Raw genomic sequence first — 17,290 nt, forward strand, 5'->3', positions numbered from 1 at the left:
CTTAGGACTCCATACCTGGCTGAGCTTGGTGGATATCTGTGGTGTTTGATGATGGGACAGAATCTGGCTGGCAGTGCACTTGATAGTCCATCACTTCGTAAACCCGGTTGGGATGGTAAGGGCTGCCCTGGCCGGAGTAGTAAAGGGAAAAAATTATGCCGCGCAGACCAAATACCAGCAGGCGTAGCTGGCTGCCCAGCAGATCGGCCCATGCGGGCATGGCCTGACCAGCCTTGTCGAGTTGATTTAATAGCCAGCCCAGAACCTTGGTGTTAAACACACTGAAGATGGTCAGTACCCACTTCATGGCGACCAGATCGTCTTTGGGCGTGGGAGCCAGCACGATATCAACGTTGTAGAGGCTGCCGGACTCACTGAACGACTGAAAGCCCTGACCGCCGGGTACAAAAATATCGCCGATGCGCGTGAGGGCACTCAGTTGGCGCTGATTCAGATAGCGTGATGTGGTGTAGCCGGTGTTGCCGCTCTCCGGACTGATGGATGCATCCCTCATGACTGCACGGCCTCCTTCTCGGTGTTCTGGACAAACGACAGGGGTGAAGACTCACTGATGCTCTGCCCGAACTCGGCGAGCAGGCTCTGACTGGCACGGTGACTTTGCGCCATGATGGTCAGTGACGGGTTGATTCCGGGAGCCATTGGGTAGATCGAGCCATCGGCAATAGCCAAATTGTCGAAGCCGTGTACATGGAAGCCTTCGTTCACCACGGAATTAGCAGCCTGTTGGCCAATATTGCAGCCGCCCATCAGATGCAGGGCAATACACAGAGGTGATTCCATAATCTTTCGGGCGTTGACGGCATGGAAGATATCCCGCACCTGTCGCTTGCCTGCCTCAGCCCGCTGGCGGTCAATATCTGACAATGGTTTATCAATCACCAGGCGGCCGCTGTTGTTCACCTTGATGGTGCCGGGCACCTCGTCACGAACCGCCACTTCAATGCAGGCCATTTTCCGGTACTCGGCCATAAACTGTTGATGGCTGGCGCCAAAGCCGCTTTTCAGCAGGGCGACACCGGCCGGTCCGGCAAAAACATTCTCCAGCTTGAAACCCTGTTTGCGGAAGCGCATATCGTCAGACTTTAACGCCTGGAACGCTCCCTTGTGTGAATCAACATTGTCGTTCATCAGGGCGATGGTCATAAACTGGGGATGGCAGTGGAAGCCATGGCCAAGGGCTGGCAGTCGATCACCAAAACCGGAGTTTAATAGCAGGCCGGTGGAGCCCAGGCTGCCAGCGGCAAGAATACACTTGCGGGCATGGAGAGCCTGCTGTTCGCCTTTATGAATGCCAAAGACTGATACGTGACCATGGCCGTGAATAATCTGCTGAACATGGAACTGATCTTTAAGAACCGCACCCTTGGCCAGTGCTGACGGCAGGAAAGAAACCGCCATGCTCTGCTTGGATTCCCGGGGGCAGCCACCAAGGCAGACCAGGCAGTCATTTTCATTATTGCAGCAGCCTTTCTGACCGCGACGTAAGGCGGCCCGTTTTAAACCGAGCTTATCGAAGCCCTGGGCATAAAGGTGAGCGTTGCCGTTCCAGTCGGACTCCGGGATGTATTCCAGATTCAGGTGGTTTTCGACCTCCTGATAATGCTTATCCATTGTGGTGCGATTATAAAAATCGATACCGGATTGATTTCGGAAATCATCCAGAGCGATATCATCAAAACGATCCAGCAGGCAGTTATTAATAATGGTGCCACCACCGGCCACCTTGCCTCTTAAAAAAACGGTGCGCGCATCGGTGCTGGGATCAATGCCGCCATTCCACATTAATTCTGTGTTGGCATGCAGTTCATCGGGAGGAAACTGGTCGGGGCGGTAATGTTTACCGGCTTCCAGTAGGCAGACATCCGCGCCGGCGCTGCTCAGGTAATGGGCGAGAACGCTGCCAGAGGCACCGGTGCCAATAATGATGAAATCATGGAAACGTTTGTTAGTCGTGGTTTTGTGCTGGTTCATAAAACGACAGCCTGCATCGGGAATATTATTTTTGTGTACGCTAGTCCCACTTGTGTAATTGTACACAAATTGCCGGATCGGGAAAACCGAGTCAGCCGGTTTAATTCGCCCAAACAGGCAATTCAACCGACTAAATCGACTGTTGAGAATCCACGACAGGATAGCTGATGATTTTTTCGCCGAGATCATTTCCCTTGCGGATATGGAGTACGCCCGTACTGAGTTCCATAACCACGGTGGCCAGGGTGCCCACATTGCCAAAGGCTGAAAAGTCATTGGTCTGGCAGGGGCGATTGACCGGATAAACCGGATTGGAGCGATCAGACAGCAGCCGGAACATGGTGTGCAGGTTCTGGGTGGTGAAGATGGAGGTCAGCCTCGCCAGTGTGCGCAGGCGTTCATAGGAGTTCTGGTAGGCACCGCTTTCCGGATTCAGGCGATGACCAAGGTAGTGGTTGGTGTGAATGTTTATCCGGCCCGGTGGAGAGAGAAACCAGCTGCGTTCCCCCGCGTACTCAATGCAGAAACTTTGATTCTGGTTGTTGGCCGCCGTTATAGAGCCCACCCGGCTGCCAGGCAGGGAGAAGGCCAGTTCCCGAGCCTGTTCCAGGCTTGTGGCTTCCAGCAGGCTCCGCAGCACAATATGTAGTGGGATACCTTCACAGCGTCGTTTGTAGTGGAGCATATTCACGCAGCAGCCGAGCCCTCGGCTGTTCATGCCCAGCTTGCCGATAATGCCGGGTTCGGTCAGGGTGAGCAGCTGATGACCGTTCTCCAGAGTGATATGTAACAGTACGGCCAGATCCTGCAGGGTTTCACAGAAGTCCCAGTTCTGGCCAAGCAGGCAGGCATCCCGAAAGGTGAGAGTGCTGCACTCAAGACTCTGGCTGATCAGCTCTGAACGGGCATTGAGTACATATATCCATTCGGGGATCTGCTCGGCGGCACTGGCCAGTGCTTCGATCTCCTCACAGTAAGCCGGAAACTGGCGCTGGATCTGTTGCTGGAAGTACCGGCCAATATCCAGCACTTCACGCTCTTTGATATTCAGCAGATGACCATAAAACTCTATGGTGGCGGCGATCTTTTCCTGTAACTGGTGGCCATGGCTTGCCCCCCGTTGCTCGGGGCTGCCCGTCAGTCTGATCAGGGGGAAGCTTTCACTCATGAATACAGGAACTGGCTGTTGAGGAGAGAGGTCGTTACAAAAACAGCTGATGAGTTTAGTCGGGGTTGGTGAGTTGTTCCGGCAATCCCGCTAAGATAGCCCGCACGCGGTATTAAAAAAGACTAATAAGTAGATGGCGATAAAACGATCTTTAGTGGTGCGCGGTGGCCGGGATGCGCTGGCGCACATCAAGTCACAGGGCTTTCAGCAGCAAGATGTCAAAGCCATGCTGGGCGCTTCCGGTGGACCCAAGTGGTTTGTGTTAAGTGGTATGGACCGGGCACTGCTGGGTACGACCTTTAAAGACCGCACCGAGCCTCTGGCTCTGCTGGGCAGTTCTGCAGGCTGCTGGCGTTTTGCCTGTTATGGCATGAATGATCCGGTGGCGGCAATCAACCGGTTTCAGGAAGCTTATATAAGAGATAAGTACGACGCCCGCCCAACACCGGAGCAGGTGTCGGCCAATATCGTTGGCATTCTCAACCATGTTTTTGGTGAACATGGCGCACAGGAAATTATTGCCAACCCGGTACGGCATCTGAATCTGATTGCGGTTCAGGGGCATGGACCGATGGCCAGTGAAAAGCGTCCCGTACAAATGGCTGGTTTGCTGGCAGCTTCTCTGGGAAATGCGGTTAGCCGTCGTTTATTGGCGCCGTTGTTCAGCCGGATTGTGTTTGAGCATCCTCTGGGGCATCTGCCTGTAGGGGAGATGAGCGATCTGCCCACCCGCCGGGTGAAGCTGGATACTGATAATGTTGCGGCGGCCATTCAGGCTTCCGGTTCCATTCCTCTGGTGCTGGCCGGTGTCGAAGATATCCCTGGAGCAGGACCGGGCATGTATCGGGATGGCGGCGTGACCGACTATCACTTTGATCTGCCTCTGACTGTTGATGAGGGGCTGGTGCTTTACCCGCACTTCCGAGAGCAGCCGATCCCTGGCTGGTTTGATAAAGGCCTGCCGTGGCGCAAGCCCAGCGCGGAGAATTATCGCCGAACCTTGCTGGTGGCCCCGTCTCCAGAGTTTGTCGCCAGTCTGCCTTACGGGAAGATTCCCGATCGTAACGACTTTACCAATCTCGATACCGAAACCCGCCAGAAGTACTGGAACAAGGCAGTGGCCGAGAGTGACCGGATGGGCGATGAATGGCTGGAGCTGGTCGAAAAGCAGCAGCTGGCAGATGTTATCGAGCCGCTGACTTTCTAAGACTTCTTAATATTGCCTAACAATCTCTGTCAGCAGTGCTAACCGTGCGGTTAGTGCCGCTGACCCCATTGTTAGGCAATCCCCGTTATGATGGTTCTTTACTGTCAGGGGACGCAAGGATGCATCTTGATCTGCGCATTAATAATGATGCCCGCAGCCGCTCCAATCCTATTGCCAGCCCTTACCGGGCGGATATGACGCTGTGCTGCATCACGGATTTTGGTGGCCGTCGCCGGAAGGTGAGTGGCTGCTGTTACAGTGATGGTGAGCAGCAGATCGAACTGAGCTGCCATCATGTGGTGCCCAATTCCCGCCTGCAGGCCTACTGGAATGCCCATCTGGCCAATGGTCATCTGGAATGCTCCCGTAAGTTTCTCGATCAGATGTGGCGCTGTATTGGTGACTACTCGGTACGTCACCACGGCAGCACGGTCGATGCCAGTCGGCTGGTGCAGCGTCTTGTTCAGGAGCGTATTGAATTCGATCAGGATGGGCTGGTGCCTGACGGTCTGGATGCCTTTGGCGAGTTGTTCTCCTATATGCCCGGCAATATGTTTATGGGGCCATCTGCCAGTAGCCGCTGTTGCCGCAGGGGTGACGATCCGTTGTGTGAATTTGAGAAAAATGCCTGGGTGGTGATTGGCTACCAGCCTTATCGAATCCTGTGGGACCTCAACGAAACCATCCAGGATTATCTGATCACACCTACGGCAGAGCGAGCATCTACGATCTCCAACCTGCTAACTATTGTTGTGCAAAAGCGTGAACCCTATGCCATGGATAGACATCACTGGCTGCTGAAGCGCAGAACCTACCGACTCAAGGTGGATTATGATGCGATTGCCCGTTGTGGCAGCAATGCCCGGGACAGGGATAATTTGCGCAGTCTGATCTTGCGTTCGGATTCGCTGGACTCTCTCAGCTCCCAAAGTTCGGATGCCAGCAGTGGTCTGGATACGCCTCCGCCCAGCCCGGTCAAGGAACGTGTGACACGCCGCTCCGGGCGGCGCTCTCATTGCAAAGGCACGGAACGGCTCGAATAGTGCCTCGAATAGCGTCTACCAGATAAAAATCAGACAGGAGGCTGTTGCTATTCCCATGCTGAGATTAAACAGACGCCATTGACGATCAGTCGAGAGCCAGCGACCAATCAGCGTGCCGAATCCGGCCCAGATCGAGATGCAGGGAAAGCCAATCACCATAAACACCGAAGAGATCATCAAGGCCGACAGCCAGTAGTCCCCACCCGAGAGTGAGAAGGTACCAATGGCGGCAATCGCCATGGCCCAGGCTTTTGGGTTCACATACTGAAAGCTTGCGGCTTCCAACACATTCATCGGGCGTTCGCTGGTCTCTTCATGCTGGCTGGGTGCTGGTGCGGAAGCAATACGCCAGGCCAGATACAGAAGGTAGGCGCTGGCCAGCCACTTCAGCCCTTCCTGAATCATCGGAAAGCGACTAAACAGCAGTCCCAGGCCGGCAGCGGTCGCCAGTATCAGGGTAAACATGCCCAGACAGATACCCAGCATGTGGGGCAGAGTGCGACGGTAGCCAAACAGAGCACCGGATGCGGTCAGCATCATATTGTTGGGCCCGGGTGTGCCGGTCATGGTGGCGGCAAAGAGTGCCACAGAGAGCAGGGTGTGAATTTCCATAGCGGTTCTGAATCACTGGTCATGGTTATTAATGACCAGACAGAAAATTGTATCGCTACAATTCTATTGTCTGGTTTGATTTGTATGCTTTCTGTCGACACAATGGACAATAAATAGCAAAAATAACTCCGTCAAAGGTTTTATTGTCACCATGACAATCACTACCAAAGCGCTTTGCTCTGCCTTGCAAAGCACCAGTGCCACTCTGGCCGAACAGGAAAGCCTGCCTCGTTACCGCTGCATTGCCAAAGCGGTGGAGCAGCTGATGAGCACCGGTGTTTTGAGCCCCGGTCAAAAGCTGCCCACTCATCGTGCTCTGGCCGATGTGTTGTCCACCACCGTAGGCACTGTCACCCGGGCTTATGCCGATTGTGAGCGACGCGGACTGGTGGAAGCCCGGGTTGGCTCGGGCACATTTATTCGCAGCCATGGTATGCCGCAGTGGTTCTTTGCCGCACCAGAGCCGGAGGAGGGGGATAGTCAGGAGATTGATTTTGGCTACAACCTGCCGCCGGCTATCAATCGGGAAGTGATGCTGCAGGATGCCATGAACCATCTGGCGGCAGACCCTGCGGCCTTGAATGCCTTGCTGTTGTATCAACCGCCGGAGGGCATTCCCGAACACCGGCAGGTGATTGTGGACTGGTTGCAAGGCCATGGCTTTAAGCTGGATGCGGACCGGCTGCGGTTTACCTCCGGCGCCCAGAATGCCATGCAGTTGGTGTTATCAACCTTCTGCCGGGAAGGCGACTGCCTGCTGGTGGAGAAGATGACCTATCCCGGGTTGATCAATCTGGCTCGCCAGCAGCGGCTGACACTCAAACCGGTGGATATGGACGACGAAGGCTTAATTCCCGAGGCGCTGGATAATGCCTGTCGCCAGTATCATCCGCGGTTTATCTATGGCACCCCGACTTTGCAGAATCCCACTGTCGCCAATATGGGGCGGGAAAGACGACAGCAGATTCTTGAAGTCTGTCGTCGACATGATGTGATCTTTATCGAGGATGAGGTCAATGGTCTGCAACCCGCTTCCCGTACCGAGCCAATGGTCAATCTGGATCCGGAGCAGGTGATCTTTATCGGTGCTCTCTCCAAGAACCTGGCGCCCGGTTTACGGGTTGGTTTTGTGCAGGTGCCCAAGGCCATGACCCGGCGGCTGACCATGACCATTCAGAACCAGTGCTGGATGGTCAGCCCGTTATTGACCGGACTGGCCTGTGAACTGATTCGTCGCGGGCATGCTGACCAGACGTTGTCGGCTGTACGCACCGAGATGCAGGCCCGCTTCCGCTTGGCCGGTGACATTCTGCAGGGGCAGACATTCAAGGCTGAGGAAGGCTGTTTCCATCTGTGGCTGACCTTGCCAGAGCACTGGCCGCTGAGTGCCTTTCTCTCAGCGTGTGAAGAGCGCGGGGTGAAGGTGAAGTCCGGCGAGCTGTTTGTGCCCCCAGGCTACCCTGTTCCGCCGGCGGTGCGTATTGCCATGAGTGCGCCACGGTTTCGCCGTGATGTTGAAACTGGGCTCAAGATCGTTGCTGAGATTCTGGCCTCGGAACCTGAGTTGACGGACTCAGCCTGAGCCGCTCGCAAGAGGTTATGCAGCCGTTACATTTTACCGGATGACACTCGAGCCGGGATCGGGATAATGGAGGGCTGCAATACAAGCACAATAAACAGTAATAACAAACAGGCTTCACAAGAGCCTGATAAATTGTTGCAAGGCCTCTGCATGCATACCAATGTTGATACGCTGTTCGCCCATCTCTGGGAGAACTTCCTTGAAGTCACACCATCCGCTGCCCGTATTCACAAGCTTCTGGGGGACTCCCAGCAAAGTGATGTGATCAATGATCATATTGCCCTGCGCACCTTTAACCTGGAAAAGGTTGGGCTGGACAAGCTGGCCCAACACTTTCTGGCCATCGGCTACCAGCAGTGTGGCGAGTACCATTTTGAATCGAAGAAGCTGTACGCACGTCACTATGAGCATCCGGACCCGAATCAGCCAAAGGTGTTTATCTCTGAATTGCTGGTGGATCAGTGCTCTCCTGCCCTGCAAGAGGTTGTGAACGAGTTGGTGGCACAGGTGCCGGAAGAGGCCGTAACGGCGGATAACTTCCTCTATTCTGGAACCCACTGGCAGGTGGATTCAGCCACCTATGAGCAGCTGCTGGCAGAATCCGAATATGCGGCGTGGATGGCAGCCTGGGGATACCGTGCCAACCACTTCACCGTAAATGTGAATACGCTGGCAAACTTCACCACGCTGGAGTCGGTGAATCAGTCTTTGAAAGAGGCGGGCTTTGCCCTGAATACCTCCGGTGGTGAGATCAAAGGCTCACCCGAGGTGCTGCTGGAACAATCCTCCACCCTGGCCGACAAGGCCCCGGTCCGTTTCCGTGATGGTGAAAAGACGATCCCAGCCTGCTTCTATGAATTTGCCCGCCGTTATCCTAAGGCTGACGGCGCGCTCTATACCGGCTTTGTCGCCGCTTCTGCGGATAAAATCTTTGAAAGTACCGATGCCAGCTGAACCTGAGCATTGACTCATCAGCCCAAGGTCATTCCAGCTTTGGTCTAGCGTGTTTATTAAGGGATGCCGATATACAGGCATAGCACGTGACGATCAGGGAGGATGACCATGGGGCTGGATATCGGCAATCTATTTCGCAAGTTGGTGGGGCGCACGCCCGACCAGCAGTTTCAACGGGAATTCGGGCAAGTTGAGGGCAACCATAAGGGGCGCTCAGTCCGGAATCTCTTCAAGACCGTCAATGTCCGACTGCCCCGTACCATTTCCACAGAAGGCTTGACCATCAATCACCGGGATGTTCGCCCGGTCACGCCGGATACCCAACAGTTTCGCCAGATAGCTCTGGGCAGCCAGCTGGCCAAGGCCTGTCTGGCTCACGATATGACCCTTGAACGTAAGGAAAAGACCGGGCAGAAAGACTGTGTGGAAATTTACGGTATCGAAGCCAAAAAGAATTTTCTGTTTACCACCTACACCTTTAAGACCCGGGTTTATGATGCTCAGGGCAACGCCGGCCTGCCGCAAACCCATAAGGGGCGCAGCTTACGATCACAGCTTGGCGCGGACCTGAAAAAAATGGTGGGTAAGTTGAAGGCCGAACAGGGTGTGCAGACTGCGGAAATCGAGCTCGACAAAATGAGTGAACAGGTGAACAGAAAATTCCCGAGTCGCAAGCCTGGCAAGTGTATGCTGTTGGCAGGCAAGAAACCCGGCTGGGGCAATAACAAACATGCTGAACTCAGCACGGTGTTTCGGCAGCATGATGGCAATAAGGTGAGAGTCGAGACCCAGAGTGATGTTGCCTTGAAAGATGGTGATGGGCTGCGGTCTAAACTCTCCCATTACTCAGGCGCTTACCGCTCGATGGTTGCCATGCAGCTTGCCTCTGATCTGGCGGTGGATCAAATGGTCGACAAGCTCAATAAATAGCCTTCCGTTCACTCTCCCGCGCCCTCCTATTGGGCGCATCCCTCCAGACCTGTTAGAATTCCCGGCGGCGGATTTTACCGCCGGGTGTTATAGCTCGCAGGCCTGTTGATCGTCACCACAGTTTCGGCTGGATTCTCAGGCAGATAACGCTGATAAAAACGCAGGAATAACGAATGACAATGGCGTTGGTTGAAATCGTAATGGGTTCCCGGTCTGACTGGCCCACCATGCAGAAAGCGGCAGAGATCCTGGACGAACTTCAGGTTCCCTATGAAGCCAAAGTGGTTTCCGCCCACCGTACTCCCGATCGTCTGGTCAGCTTTGCCAAGGGCGCAGCCGATGCCGGACGTAAAGTCATTATTGCCGGAGCCGGAGGTGCAGCCCACTTGCCGGGTATGATCGCTTCCATGACCCATCTGCCGGTCGTGGCGGTTCCGGTCAAGAGTAAGGCACTCAATGGCCTGGACAGTCTGTTGTCGATTGTTCAGATGCCAAAAGGCGTGGCCGTTGCCACTCAGGCCATCGGCGAAGCCGGTGCTGCCAATGCCGGTTTGATGGCAGCCCAGATTCTGGCCACGTCCGATGATGAGCTGGCCAAGCGACTGATCGCGTGGCGTACTCGCCAGACCGAACAGGTTGCTGTGGAGGTGGAATAAATGCGTGTTGCCATAATGGGCTGTGGTCAGCTGTCGCGCATGCTGGCCCTGTCCGGCATGCCCATGGGGATCGAGTTCAGCTTTCTGGCGGAACCCCAGGAGTCGACAGTCTGTATTCATGGTTATGGTGATGTGGTTCGTATCACCGAAGAGCAGACCCCCGAGCAGCTGTTTGAAGCACTGGGGCGCCCGGATGTGATCACCGTTGAGCGTGAGTCGGTGAATGTGCCGCTGCTGCGGGAGCTCAAGACTTACTGCCCGGTTTACCCGGACCCTGATATTGTCTGGGCCATCCAGAACCGCCATCGGGAGAAAACCCTCGTCTCCGATAGCGGTATTCCTCTCTCTCCCTGGTCCCGTCTGCAGAATAATGATCCGCTTCAGCCTGCCGTTGATGCCATTGGTGGTTTACCGGTGGTGATCAAGTCCACCGAAGATGGCTACGACGGCTACAACCAGTGGGTGGCTGATACCGAAGCCGATCTGGCGCACTTTGAAACAGAGCGTGCTCGCCTGTTGCAGGAATATGCTGAGCAGGGCAAGGGCATCAATGAGTGGATTGTCGAAAAGAAAATCCCCTTTGATCGTGAGATCAGTGTGGTAGGTGCCCGTAATGCCAACGGTGAGGTGGTGTTTTATATGCCCGGTGAGAACCGTCACCAGAACGGTATTCTCAAAACCTCCATTGTCCCGGCGCCGGGCATCTCCGATGCGTTGGTGGCCAAGGCCGAGCAGTATATTACCCAGCTGCTGGAGAAAACCGGCTATGTGGGTGTGCTGGCAGTAGAGCTGTTTGTGGTTGGCGATGAACTGATGGTGAATGAGCTGGCACCTCGGGTTCATAACAGTGGCCACTGGAGCATGGATGGTGCGGAAACCTGCCAGTTTGAAAACCATGTGCGCGGTATTACCAATCTGCCGTTGGGCAAGACGAACCTGAAGGGCGTAGCCGGTATGGTTAATCTGCTGGGCCTGGAGCTGTCTGATGACTCCTCGGCGCCGCTGCAGCTGGTTCAGCCCTGGGCTCACCTGCACTGGTACGGAAAAACGCCACGGCCGGGTCGCAAGCTCGGACATGTAAATATTGTCAGTGATGACCTGCCACAGCTGATGGATTGGATTGCCCAAACCGAAGCCGCTTACAGCTGATATATTCTTTCAACACCCGATTGTTGATGAAATACAAAAACACCACCAATACTGATAGGTATGGGTGGTGTTTTTTTATGTGCTGATTTTATAGGCATAGGGCATTAACATTTTTATTGATATGGAGCATAGGGCTTTTGCTGAAAGCCACTGGGACTCTGTTCACATTGTTGGGAAGTTTACATAGAATGAAAAGATTCAGGCGTCAGTGTTGAAAGGGTATTCAACAGTTTTTTAGTCGGCGTCGGTACCTAAAAAGGAATAAGTCATGGCTGGCTTTGCCTCTGATAACAAGGATTTGCTGTGGGATATTGCGACCCTGCGGGGGAAGCAGAAAGCAGTCGATTTTTTTAAAGAGGTTTGCGGGGCTTTCTGTGTTTATAGCCCAAGTGTGTCGCAACTCTATACCTCCTACGAAGTTTTCTGGCGCCCGGGCTCTGATGGTCTTGCGGTGCTGCCGAACCCTTATGCCTTTCACGATACCTTTTCTTTTATCCCGGAAAGTGTGATTACCACGACGGGGATCCGGGTGATTCCCGGTGATGCTGTGGGTCGTCATGAACAGGTGATGATCAGTATCCCGATTAAGGGCGGCAAGATGAGTCCGCCGGTTCCCGTGGAAAGGGCTCTGGAGCTGATTCGCACCAAATATCAGCAGCATGGTCGCCAGTTTCTACCGGTGATTACCCGGGGCGATCTGCGTGAGTTCCGCAAGAACAGTCCTTATCTGCACCTGCATGTGATGAATGAAAAGCTGCTGACTCAGATGTCTTCTCTTGATCGTTACAATGTTCAGGGGGTGATCTGTGAGCGTCTGCACCGGCTGGACAGGATGGTGGCTTGAGGGTTCTGAAAACCCCTTTCAGCTATCAGGTGTCAGCATACGACTGTGTTCCCATATCCTTTATCAATGCACTGGCTTATCTGTTTGAGCGGGATGATATCCCGCCGCTGGTGATCCAGAAAATCTATCTCTACTGCCTCGATACGGTGACTTCCCAGGGCAACCTGGGCCACGGCACTACCGGTCTGGCCATTGCCCTGCTGGGCAACTGGCTGCAGAAGTATCAGGAAGGCAGCTTCGATGTGTCCACCGCCTATCTGGATAAAGACAACTTCTCCATCGCTGCCAAGGGCCCGTTACTGGATTGTCTGGAGCGGGGCGGTACCGCCTTGATACGGCTGCATACCGATAAAAAGCTCTGGCACTATGTGCTGGCACTGAAGATGGACGAAGATTGGTTTTACGCTTTTGACCCTTGTCGGAGAGGCCGCAAATCTATTGTGAAAGGGCAGGTGGAATATATCACCTCTGCCAGAGAGCAGGAGCCCAATCTGCGCATCCGCCGGGAATGGATGGATACCCAGTCCAACCGTAAACGCTTCTGTCTGGGCACCCTGAGAGAGCGGGAGTGTCTGCTGATTGAGCGTCGCCCCCGCACCTGAACAAGCCTGGTGATTATCCGCCGAAATAGTTTTGCCAGATTAGTCGGGCAGACATTACCACGGACACCACTACAATCATCGGACGAATCAGCTGCTGGCCTTTGGTGAGAACTAGGCGGGCACCGATCCGTGCGCCGATAAACTGCCCCAGCATCATCACACCACCAAGCATCCAGACCATCTGTCCGCCCAGAGCAAAGAACAGCAGCGAAGCGACATTACTGGTGCAGTTCAATACTTTGGTATGGGCTGTGGCCTTGGGCAGAGCAAAGCCCATCAGTGAAACAAAGGCCATGGCAAAGAAGGAACCGGTGCCCGGGCCAAAGAAGCCATCATAAAAACCAATACCAAAGCCCGCCGTTAAGGCAAAGGTGTGCAGGGTAATCTTCTGTTCGCCTTCATCCATGTTTTTGGAAAACAGAAAGTACAAAGCGATGCCGATCAACAGCAGCGGAATCAGTGATGACAGAACACTGGTATCCACCTGCTGAACGAGCACGGTGCCCAGTGCACTGCCGATAAACGTACACAGGATGGCAAAGCGCATATCTTTCAGGCTGACCACACCACGGCGGATAAAGTAGAGGCTCGCAGTCAGTGAACCCGCCGTTCCCTGCAGCTTATTGGTCGCCAAAGCCTGAGTTGGAGTAATTCCGGTCGCCAGCAGAGCCGGCACAGTGATCAGTCCACCGCCACCGGCCATGGCATCAATACACCCGGCAAAACCGGCAACAAAAAACAGGATGACCAGCATGTCCGGTGAGAGGAAGTCCATCGCCTGTGTCCGAAAAAGAGAAGAAAGGGGGCATTCTATAGATCAGTGCCTGGGAAATCCTGCGGCTGTATCAATATTTTCGCGGCATCCAAACCGCTCTCCTCTTTATTTCCCGGTAGGATTAACGATAAATTGTTCGGCAGGCTTATACGGTTTATTGGATTTATGGAAACCTTCCGCAGCGCCATCGAATCACTTTCCCGCCACACTCAGGATCTGGCGCGCCGGAGTGCGGATCTGAATCTGCGTCTGGCGGTCACTGGTCTTTCAGGGGCGGGCAAAACTGCTTTTATTACCGGCCTGGTGCATCAACTGACCCACGGCAGCAGTGCAGAAAAGTTGCCTCTGTGGGAAGTTTGCCGTCAGCAGCGTCTGCTGGGCACACGCAAAGAGATGCAGCCCAATCTGGATATTGCCAGCTTTGATCTGACCGGTGCTCTGGCCTCGCTGTCTGCGAACCCTCCCCAGTGGCCGGCATCCACCCGTACTATCAGTGAAATGCGGCTGGCTATTCGCTTTCGTCCTAAACAGGGGCTGCGAGCGCGTGTGACCGAGACGGCCACACTCTATCTCGATATTGTCGATTATCCCGGCGAGTGGCTGCTGGATTTGCCGATGCTGCGTCTTACCTTTCGGGAGTGGTGTCAGCAGCAAAAACAACGTCTGCAGGTGTTTCAGCAGTCAAAGCTGTGGCCACAGTTTCAGGAGTCGCTGCACGCACTCAATCTTGAAGAGGCAGCAAACGAACAACAATTGAAAGATGTGGCAGCGAGTTATCAGCAACTGTTAAAGGATCTGGTGCTGGAGCAGGGCTTTTATCAAGCGCAGCCGGGCCGGATGCTGCTGCCGGGGGAGCTGGAAGGTACACCGCTGCTGACCTTCTTTCCGTTACTGACGGACAAAGATCTGGAGAGTCTGGAAGACAGTCACAAAGACAGTACCTACCAGGTTCTGAAACGACGTTATCAGGAATATGTGAACAAAGTCGTCAAACCGTTTTATAAGGATCACTTCGCTCACTTTGATCGTCAGGTGGTGCTGGTGGATTGCCTGACCGCCCTGAACCGGGGGCGGGCACAGTTTGAAGATATGACCCAGGCTCTGAACAATATTCTGGAAAGCTTCCAGTTCGGGAAGAGTAATTTTCTGCGTCGTCTGTTTGCGCCGCGTATCGATAAGTTGCTGATAGCCGCCAGTAAGGTGGACCATGTCACCACCGATCAACAACCCAATCTGTTGAACCTGCTCACGGATGTTTTGCGCCATAGCCGCCATTATGCAGGGTTTGATGGCTGTGAGGTGGAAACCATGGCGATCAGTGCCATCCGGGCTACCCGTGCCGGAGTGCTGGAAAAAGACGGTGAACGCTATCCGGTGATTCAGGGTTACAGTCTGGCGGACAACCAGCAGCTGACGGTTTATCCGGGGCAGGTGCCACGACAGTTGCCCGACAATAATTTCTGGGAAGAGCAGGGTTTTGAATTTACCAGCTACCGCCCCAGAGACCTGCCAGAGCAGGGTATGGATCATATTCGCCTTGATCATCTGCTGGAATATCTGCTGGGGGACAAACTGGTATGAGTCAGAAATCGGAAGACTCACTCAAACGACGTGTGCAGTTTGATGAAACCTTGCCGGAAGCGAGGGTTGATCCGCGTGAGGCTTCTTTAGAGGGGGCGCAGCAGTTTACGGCGGGTGAACTGATTGAGCCGGACAGTCCGGAGATTCCGGTCTTTGAAGCCAAAGAGATTGTTTCGCCGAAGCGTAGCTCCCGGCTGGGGCGATGGGTTGTGCTGTCGGGGCTGGTGTTGATTGCGGGACAGACCGGTTATTCGCTGTGGGAATCCTGGCAGGCAGGTAGCTGGCTTTTTGGCCTGAAAGCCGCCTTTATTGCGCTGGGTGGTGTGTGGATTGGCCGGCTGGGCTGGCAGGAATACCGCAAGCTGAAACAGCTGAAAGGAACCGAAGATATCCAGGCGCAGGCCGAGCGTTTGCGGGAGTCTGTGCAGCAGGGAGAGGCGACCCGGTTTTTAAATGGTTTATGCCAGAACCTGCCACAGCATGAAGGTGTACAGACCTTTTACCAGATGCGGCGCAGTGAACATACTGATGCCGAGCAGTTAACTCTGTTTGATGGCTATGTGTTGAACCCGCTGGATGAAAAGGCCAAGGCTATCGTTCATCGTTACTCTCTGGAATCATCACTGTTACTGGCTGCCAGTCCGGTTGCAGTGCTCGATATTGCTCTTATCCTCTGGCGCAACCAGCGCATGATCCGAGAACTGGCAGAATGCTATGGCATTGAGCTGGGCTACTGGAGTCGTATCCGGCTGTTGCGGCTGGTGGTGGGCAATATACTCTATGCCGGTGTCAGCGAGGCGGCCATTGATCTGGGTAGCCAGTATCTGTCTATGGAAATGACCGGCAAGGTTTCCGCCCGTATTGCCCAGGGGCTGGGCGGTGGTATGTTAACGGCGCGGCTGGGTTATCAGGCTATGGCGCTCTGTCGCCCATTGACGTTTACTGACCGTAATCGTCCCCGTCTTGGAGAGTTGCATGGTCAGCTGCTTCAGGAAGTGAAAAAGCGGCTGCTTAATCAGGGCTCATAAACCGGCATCCCGCATTGCCTGCTGGTGTGCCTGCTCCAAAGCTGGTGGCTTGCGCACCGGTTTGCCGGTGGTAAGGGAGATGCAGACATAATCCAGTTTGGCTGTGAGCAGGGTTTTGCTGTCGCTGGCCCGGATAATTTGGAACTCCCGGGTCATCCGCAGCCGGTCCCCGCCGGTCAGCCAAGTGCCGATATACAGCAAATCCCCGGCATAGGCGGCAGCGCGATAATCTACCTCGGTACGCACTGTTGCCATAGCTGCGCCCGCATCACGCCAGCTCTCCCAGGGCGCGCCCAGAAGGGTGATATGTTGCCAGCCTGCTTCTTCCAGCCAGTGCAGATATTGCACATTGTTAACATGACCCAGACGGTCCTCATGCTCTCCGGCACAGGAGATACGCCAGATAAACGGATTGGTGCGTTGCCAGGGCAGAGCATCGGGTGTTGGAAATGGCATGGCATTTATCCCTGAGAATAAAATTCCTGAATAAGTCTCTATGTTAGGGATTCCGTCCCGGTGACGACAACCCGTGCAAGGTTGTTTTCTGTAACACTGGTCTGGCGTTGCTGCCGTTGTATAATTCCGCCATTCGTTAAAAATCATCGGAAGAGACTCTTATGAGCCTGAGAGACCAGTTACTGAAAGCCGGTGTTGCCAACAAGAAGCAACACCAACAGGCCCGTACCCAGAAGAAACAGCAGAAAAAGCAGGGTGTGGATGATCAGGCCGCCAACCGTAAGCGTCTGGACGAAGAGCGCCGCCAGCAGGTTGAGCGTGATAAGGAGCTGAACCGTAAGCGTGAGGCTGAGCGCGCCGAGAAAGAGAAGCAGGCCCAGATTCGCCAGATTATCGAAACTAACCGTATCGCCCGTAAAGACGGTGAAACCGCGTACAACTTTGTTGATAACAAGAAGATCAAGAAGTGGTACCTGGACGAGAAACAGTCCAATGAACTGGTCAATGGTCGTCTGGCTATTGCTCGTCTGGGTGATGACGATTACGCACTGATCTCCGGTAAGGTCGCTGAAACCCTCGCAGCCCGTCTGGCTGATGAAGCGGACAAATACCTGCTGGTGAACAACAAAGGCAAGCAGGACGATGTCGATGAAGACGATCCTTACGCCGACTACCAGATTCCTGATGATCTGATGTGGTAAGCCCGGCAGG

Annotated in this window: 18 protein-coding genes; 12 read left to right on the plus strand and 6 right to left on the minus strand. The window is 54.3% G+C overall.

Translation table 11 applies throughout. From position 1 onward, the window contains the following. Nucleotide 1: 1 nt before the first annotated feature. The 3 genes from EHSB41UT_RS17925 to EHSB41UT_RS17935 form a co-directional block, all read right to left on the minus strand. A complete protein-coding gene (locus EHSB41UT_RS17925) occupies nucleotides 2-514 on the minus strand; it encodes a hypothetical protein (protein ID WP_087112233.1) in 513 nt (170 codons plus the stop codon). Then, nucleotides 511-1,992: a GMC family oxidoreductase N-terminal domain-containing protein gene (locus tag EHSB41UT_RS17930; protein ID WP_087112234.1), complete on the minus strand. Its 1,482-nt coding sequence runs from the start codon at nucleotides 1,990-1,992 to the stop codon at nucleotides 511-513. Before EHSB41UT_RS17930 ends, EHSB41UT_RS17925 begins: the two co-directional genes overlap by 4 nt. A gap of 130 nt (nucleotides 1,993-2,122) precedes the next feature. Then, nucleotides 2,123-3,160, minus strand: coding sequence for a C45 family autoproteolytic acyltransferase/hydrolase (locus tag EHSB41UT_RS17935; protein ID WP_087112235.1), 1,038 nt, complete (start codon nucleotides 3,158-3,160; stop codon nucleotides 2,123-2,125). A 133-nt stretch (nucleotides 3,161-3,293) separates the two neighbouring features. Between EHSB41UT_RS17935 and EHSB41UT_RS17940 the strand changes: the two genes are divergently transcribed. Further along, nucleotides 3,294-4,367: a patatin-like phospholipase family protein gene (locus EHSB41UT_RS17940; protein WP_207626695.1), complete on the plus strand. Its 1,074-nt coding sequence runs from the start codon at nucleotides 3,294-3,296 to the stop codon at nucleotides 4,365-4,367. Between the two features lie 119 nt (nucleotides 4,368-4,486). After that, entirely contained in the window at nucleotides 4,487-5,410 is a 924-nt protein-coding gene (locus EHSB41UT_RS17945; protein ID WP_087112237.1) for a hypothetical protein, read from the plus strand. 15 nt (nucleotides 5,411-5,425) lie between these two features. Here the strand turns inward: EHSB41UT_RS17945 and EHSB41UT_RS17950 are convergent, their stop codons facing one another. Beyond that, complete coding sequence (locus tag EHSB41UT_RS17950) at nucleotides 5,426-6,022, minus strand: LysE family translocator (protein ID WP_087112238.1); 597 nt, start codon at nucleotides 6,020-6,022, stop codon at nucleotides 5,426-5,428. A gap of 151 nt (nucleotides 6,023-6,173) precedes the next feature. Between EHSB41UT_RS17950 and EHSB41UT_RS17955 the strand changes: the two genes are divergently transcribed. The 7 genes from EHSB41UT_RS17955 to EHSB41UT_RS17985 all read left to right on the plus strand — a co-directional run bounded on the left by EHSB41UT_RS17955 (nucleotide 6,174) and on the right by EHSB41UT_RS17985 (nucleotide 12,739). Beyond that, nucleotides 6,174-7,604, plus strand: coding sequence for an aminotransferase-like domain-containing protein (locus EHSB41UT_RS17955; RefSeq protein ID WP_087112239.1), 1,431 nt, complete (start codon nucleotides 6,174-6,176; stop codon nucleotides 7,602-7,604). A gap of 150 nt (nucleotides 7,605-7,754) precedes the next feature. Further along, entirely contained in the window at nucleotides 7,755-8,558 is an 804-nt protein-coding gene (locus EHSB41UT_RS17960) for a DUF1338 domain-containing protein (RefSeq protein ID WP_087112404.1), read from the plus strand. Between the two features lie 108 nt (nucleotides 8,559-8,666). Next, a complete protein-coding gene (locus tag EHSB41UT_RS17965; protein WP_087112240.1) occupies nucleotides 8,667-9,488 on the plus strand; it encodes a hypothetical protein in 822 nt (273 codons plus the stop codon). Between the two features lie 173 nt (nucleotides 9,489-9,661). Continuing rightward, nucleotides 9,662-10,144 carry a 5-(carboxyamino)imidazole ribonucleotide mutase gene (gene purE / locus EHSB41UT_RS17970; RefSeq protein ID WP_087112241.1) on the plus strand — a complete coding sequence of 161 codons (483 nt, stop codon included), beginning with the start codon at nucleotides 9,662-9,664 and terminating at the stop codon, nucleotides 10,142-10,144. Continuing rightward, nucleotides 10,145-11,293, plus strand: coding sequence for a 5-(carboxyamino)imidazole ribonucleotide synthase (locus EHSB41UT_RS17975; protein ID WP_087112242.1), 1,149 nt, complete (start codon nucleotides 10,145-10,147; stop codon nucleotides 11,291-11,293). Between the two features lie 268 nt (nucleotides 11,294-11,561). Next, nucleotides 11,562-12,137: a hypothetical protein gene (locus EHSB41UT_RS17980; protein ID WP_087112243.1), complete on the plus strand. Its 576-nt coding sequence runs from the start codon at nucleotides 11,562-11,564 to the stop codon at nucleotides 12,135-12,137. Then, complete coding sequence (locus tag EHSB41UT_RS17985; protein WP_087112244.1) at nucleotides 12,134-12,739, plus strand: hypothetical protein; 606 nt, start codon at nucleotides 12,134-12,136, stop codon at nucleotides 12,737-12,739. The genes EHSB41UT_RS17980 and EHSB41UT_RS17985 overlap by 4 nt, the downstream gene beginning before the upstream one ends. Nucleotides 12,740-12,752: 13 nt before the next feature. Here EHSB41UT_RS17985 and EHSB41UT_RS17990 read toward each other — a convergent pair whose 3' ends face one another. After that, the gene (locus EHSB41UT_RS17990) at nucleotides 12,753-13,514 is read right to left on the minus strand and encodes a TSUP family transporter (RefSeq protein WP_087112245.1); all 762 of its coding nucleotides are present in this window, start codon (nucleotides 13,512-13,514) and stop codon (nucleotides 12,753-12,755) included. Nucleotides 13,515-13,679: 165 nt separating this feature from the next. On the opposite strand from EHSB41UT_RS17990, the gene EHSB41UT_RS17995 reads away from it, so the two are divergent. Then, nucleotides 13,680-15,095, plus strand: coding sequence for a YcjX family GTP-binding protein (locus EHSB41UT_RS17995; RefSeq protein ID WP_087112246.1), 1,416 nt, complete (start codon nucleotides 13,680-13,682; stop codon nucleotides 15,093-15,095). Further along, nucleotides 15,092-16,123, plus strand: coding sequence for a YcjF family protein (locus EHSB41UT_RS18000; protein WP_087112247.1), 1,032 nt, complete (start codon nucleotides 15,092-15,094; stop codon nucleotides 16,121-16,123). The genes EHSB41UT_RS17995 and EHSB41UT_RS18000 overlap by 4 nt, the downstream gene beginning before the upstream one ends. Here the strand turns inward: EHSB41UT_RS18000 and EHSB41UT_RS18005 are convergent. Next, on the minus strand, nucleotides 16,118-16,579 hold the full coding sequence (locus tag EHSB41UT_RS18005) for an acyl-CoA thioesterase (RefSeq protein ID WP_087112248.1): 462 nt from the start codon (nucleotides 16,577-16,579) through the stop codon (nucleotides 16,118-16,120). The genes EHSB41UT_RS18000 and EHSB41UT_RS18005 overlap by 6 nt on opposite strands. A gap of 161 nt (nucleotides 16,580-16,740) precedes the next feature. On the opposite strand from EHSB41UT_RS18005, the gene EHSB41UT_RS18010 reads away from it, so the two are divergent. Beyond that, nucleotides 16,741-17,280, plus strand: a complete 540-nt coding sequence (locus EHSB41UT_RS18010; protein WP_087112249.1) for a DUF2058 domain-containing protein — start codon at nucleotides 16,741-16,743, stop codon at nucleotides 17,278-17,280. Nucleotides 17,281-17,290 lie beyond the last annotated feature (10 nt).

This window comes from Parendozoicomonas haliclonae (assembly GCF_900174585.1).
Classification (GTDB): Bacteria; Pseudomonadota; Gammaproteobacteria; order Pseudomonadales; family Endozoicomonadaceae; genus Sansalvadorimonas; species Sansalvadorimonas haliclonae.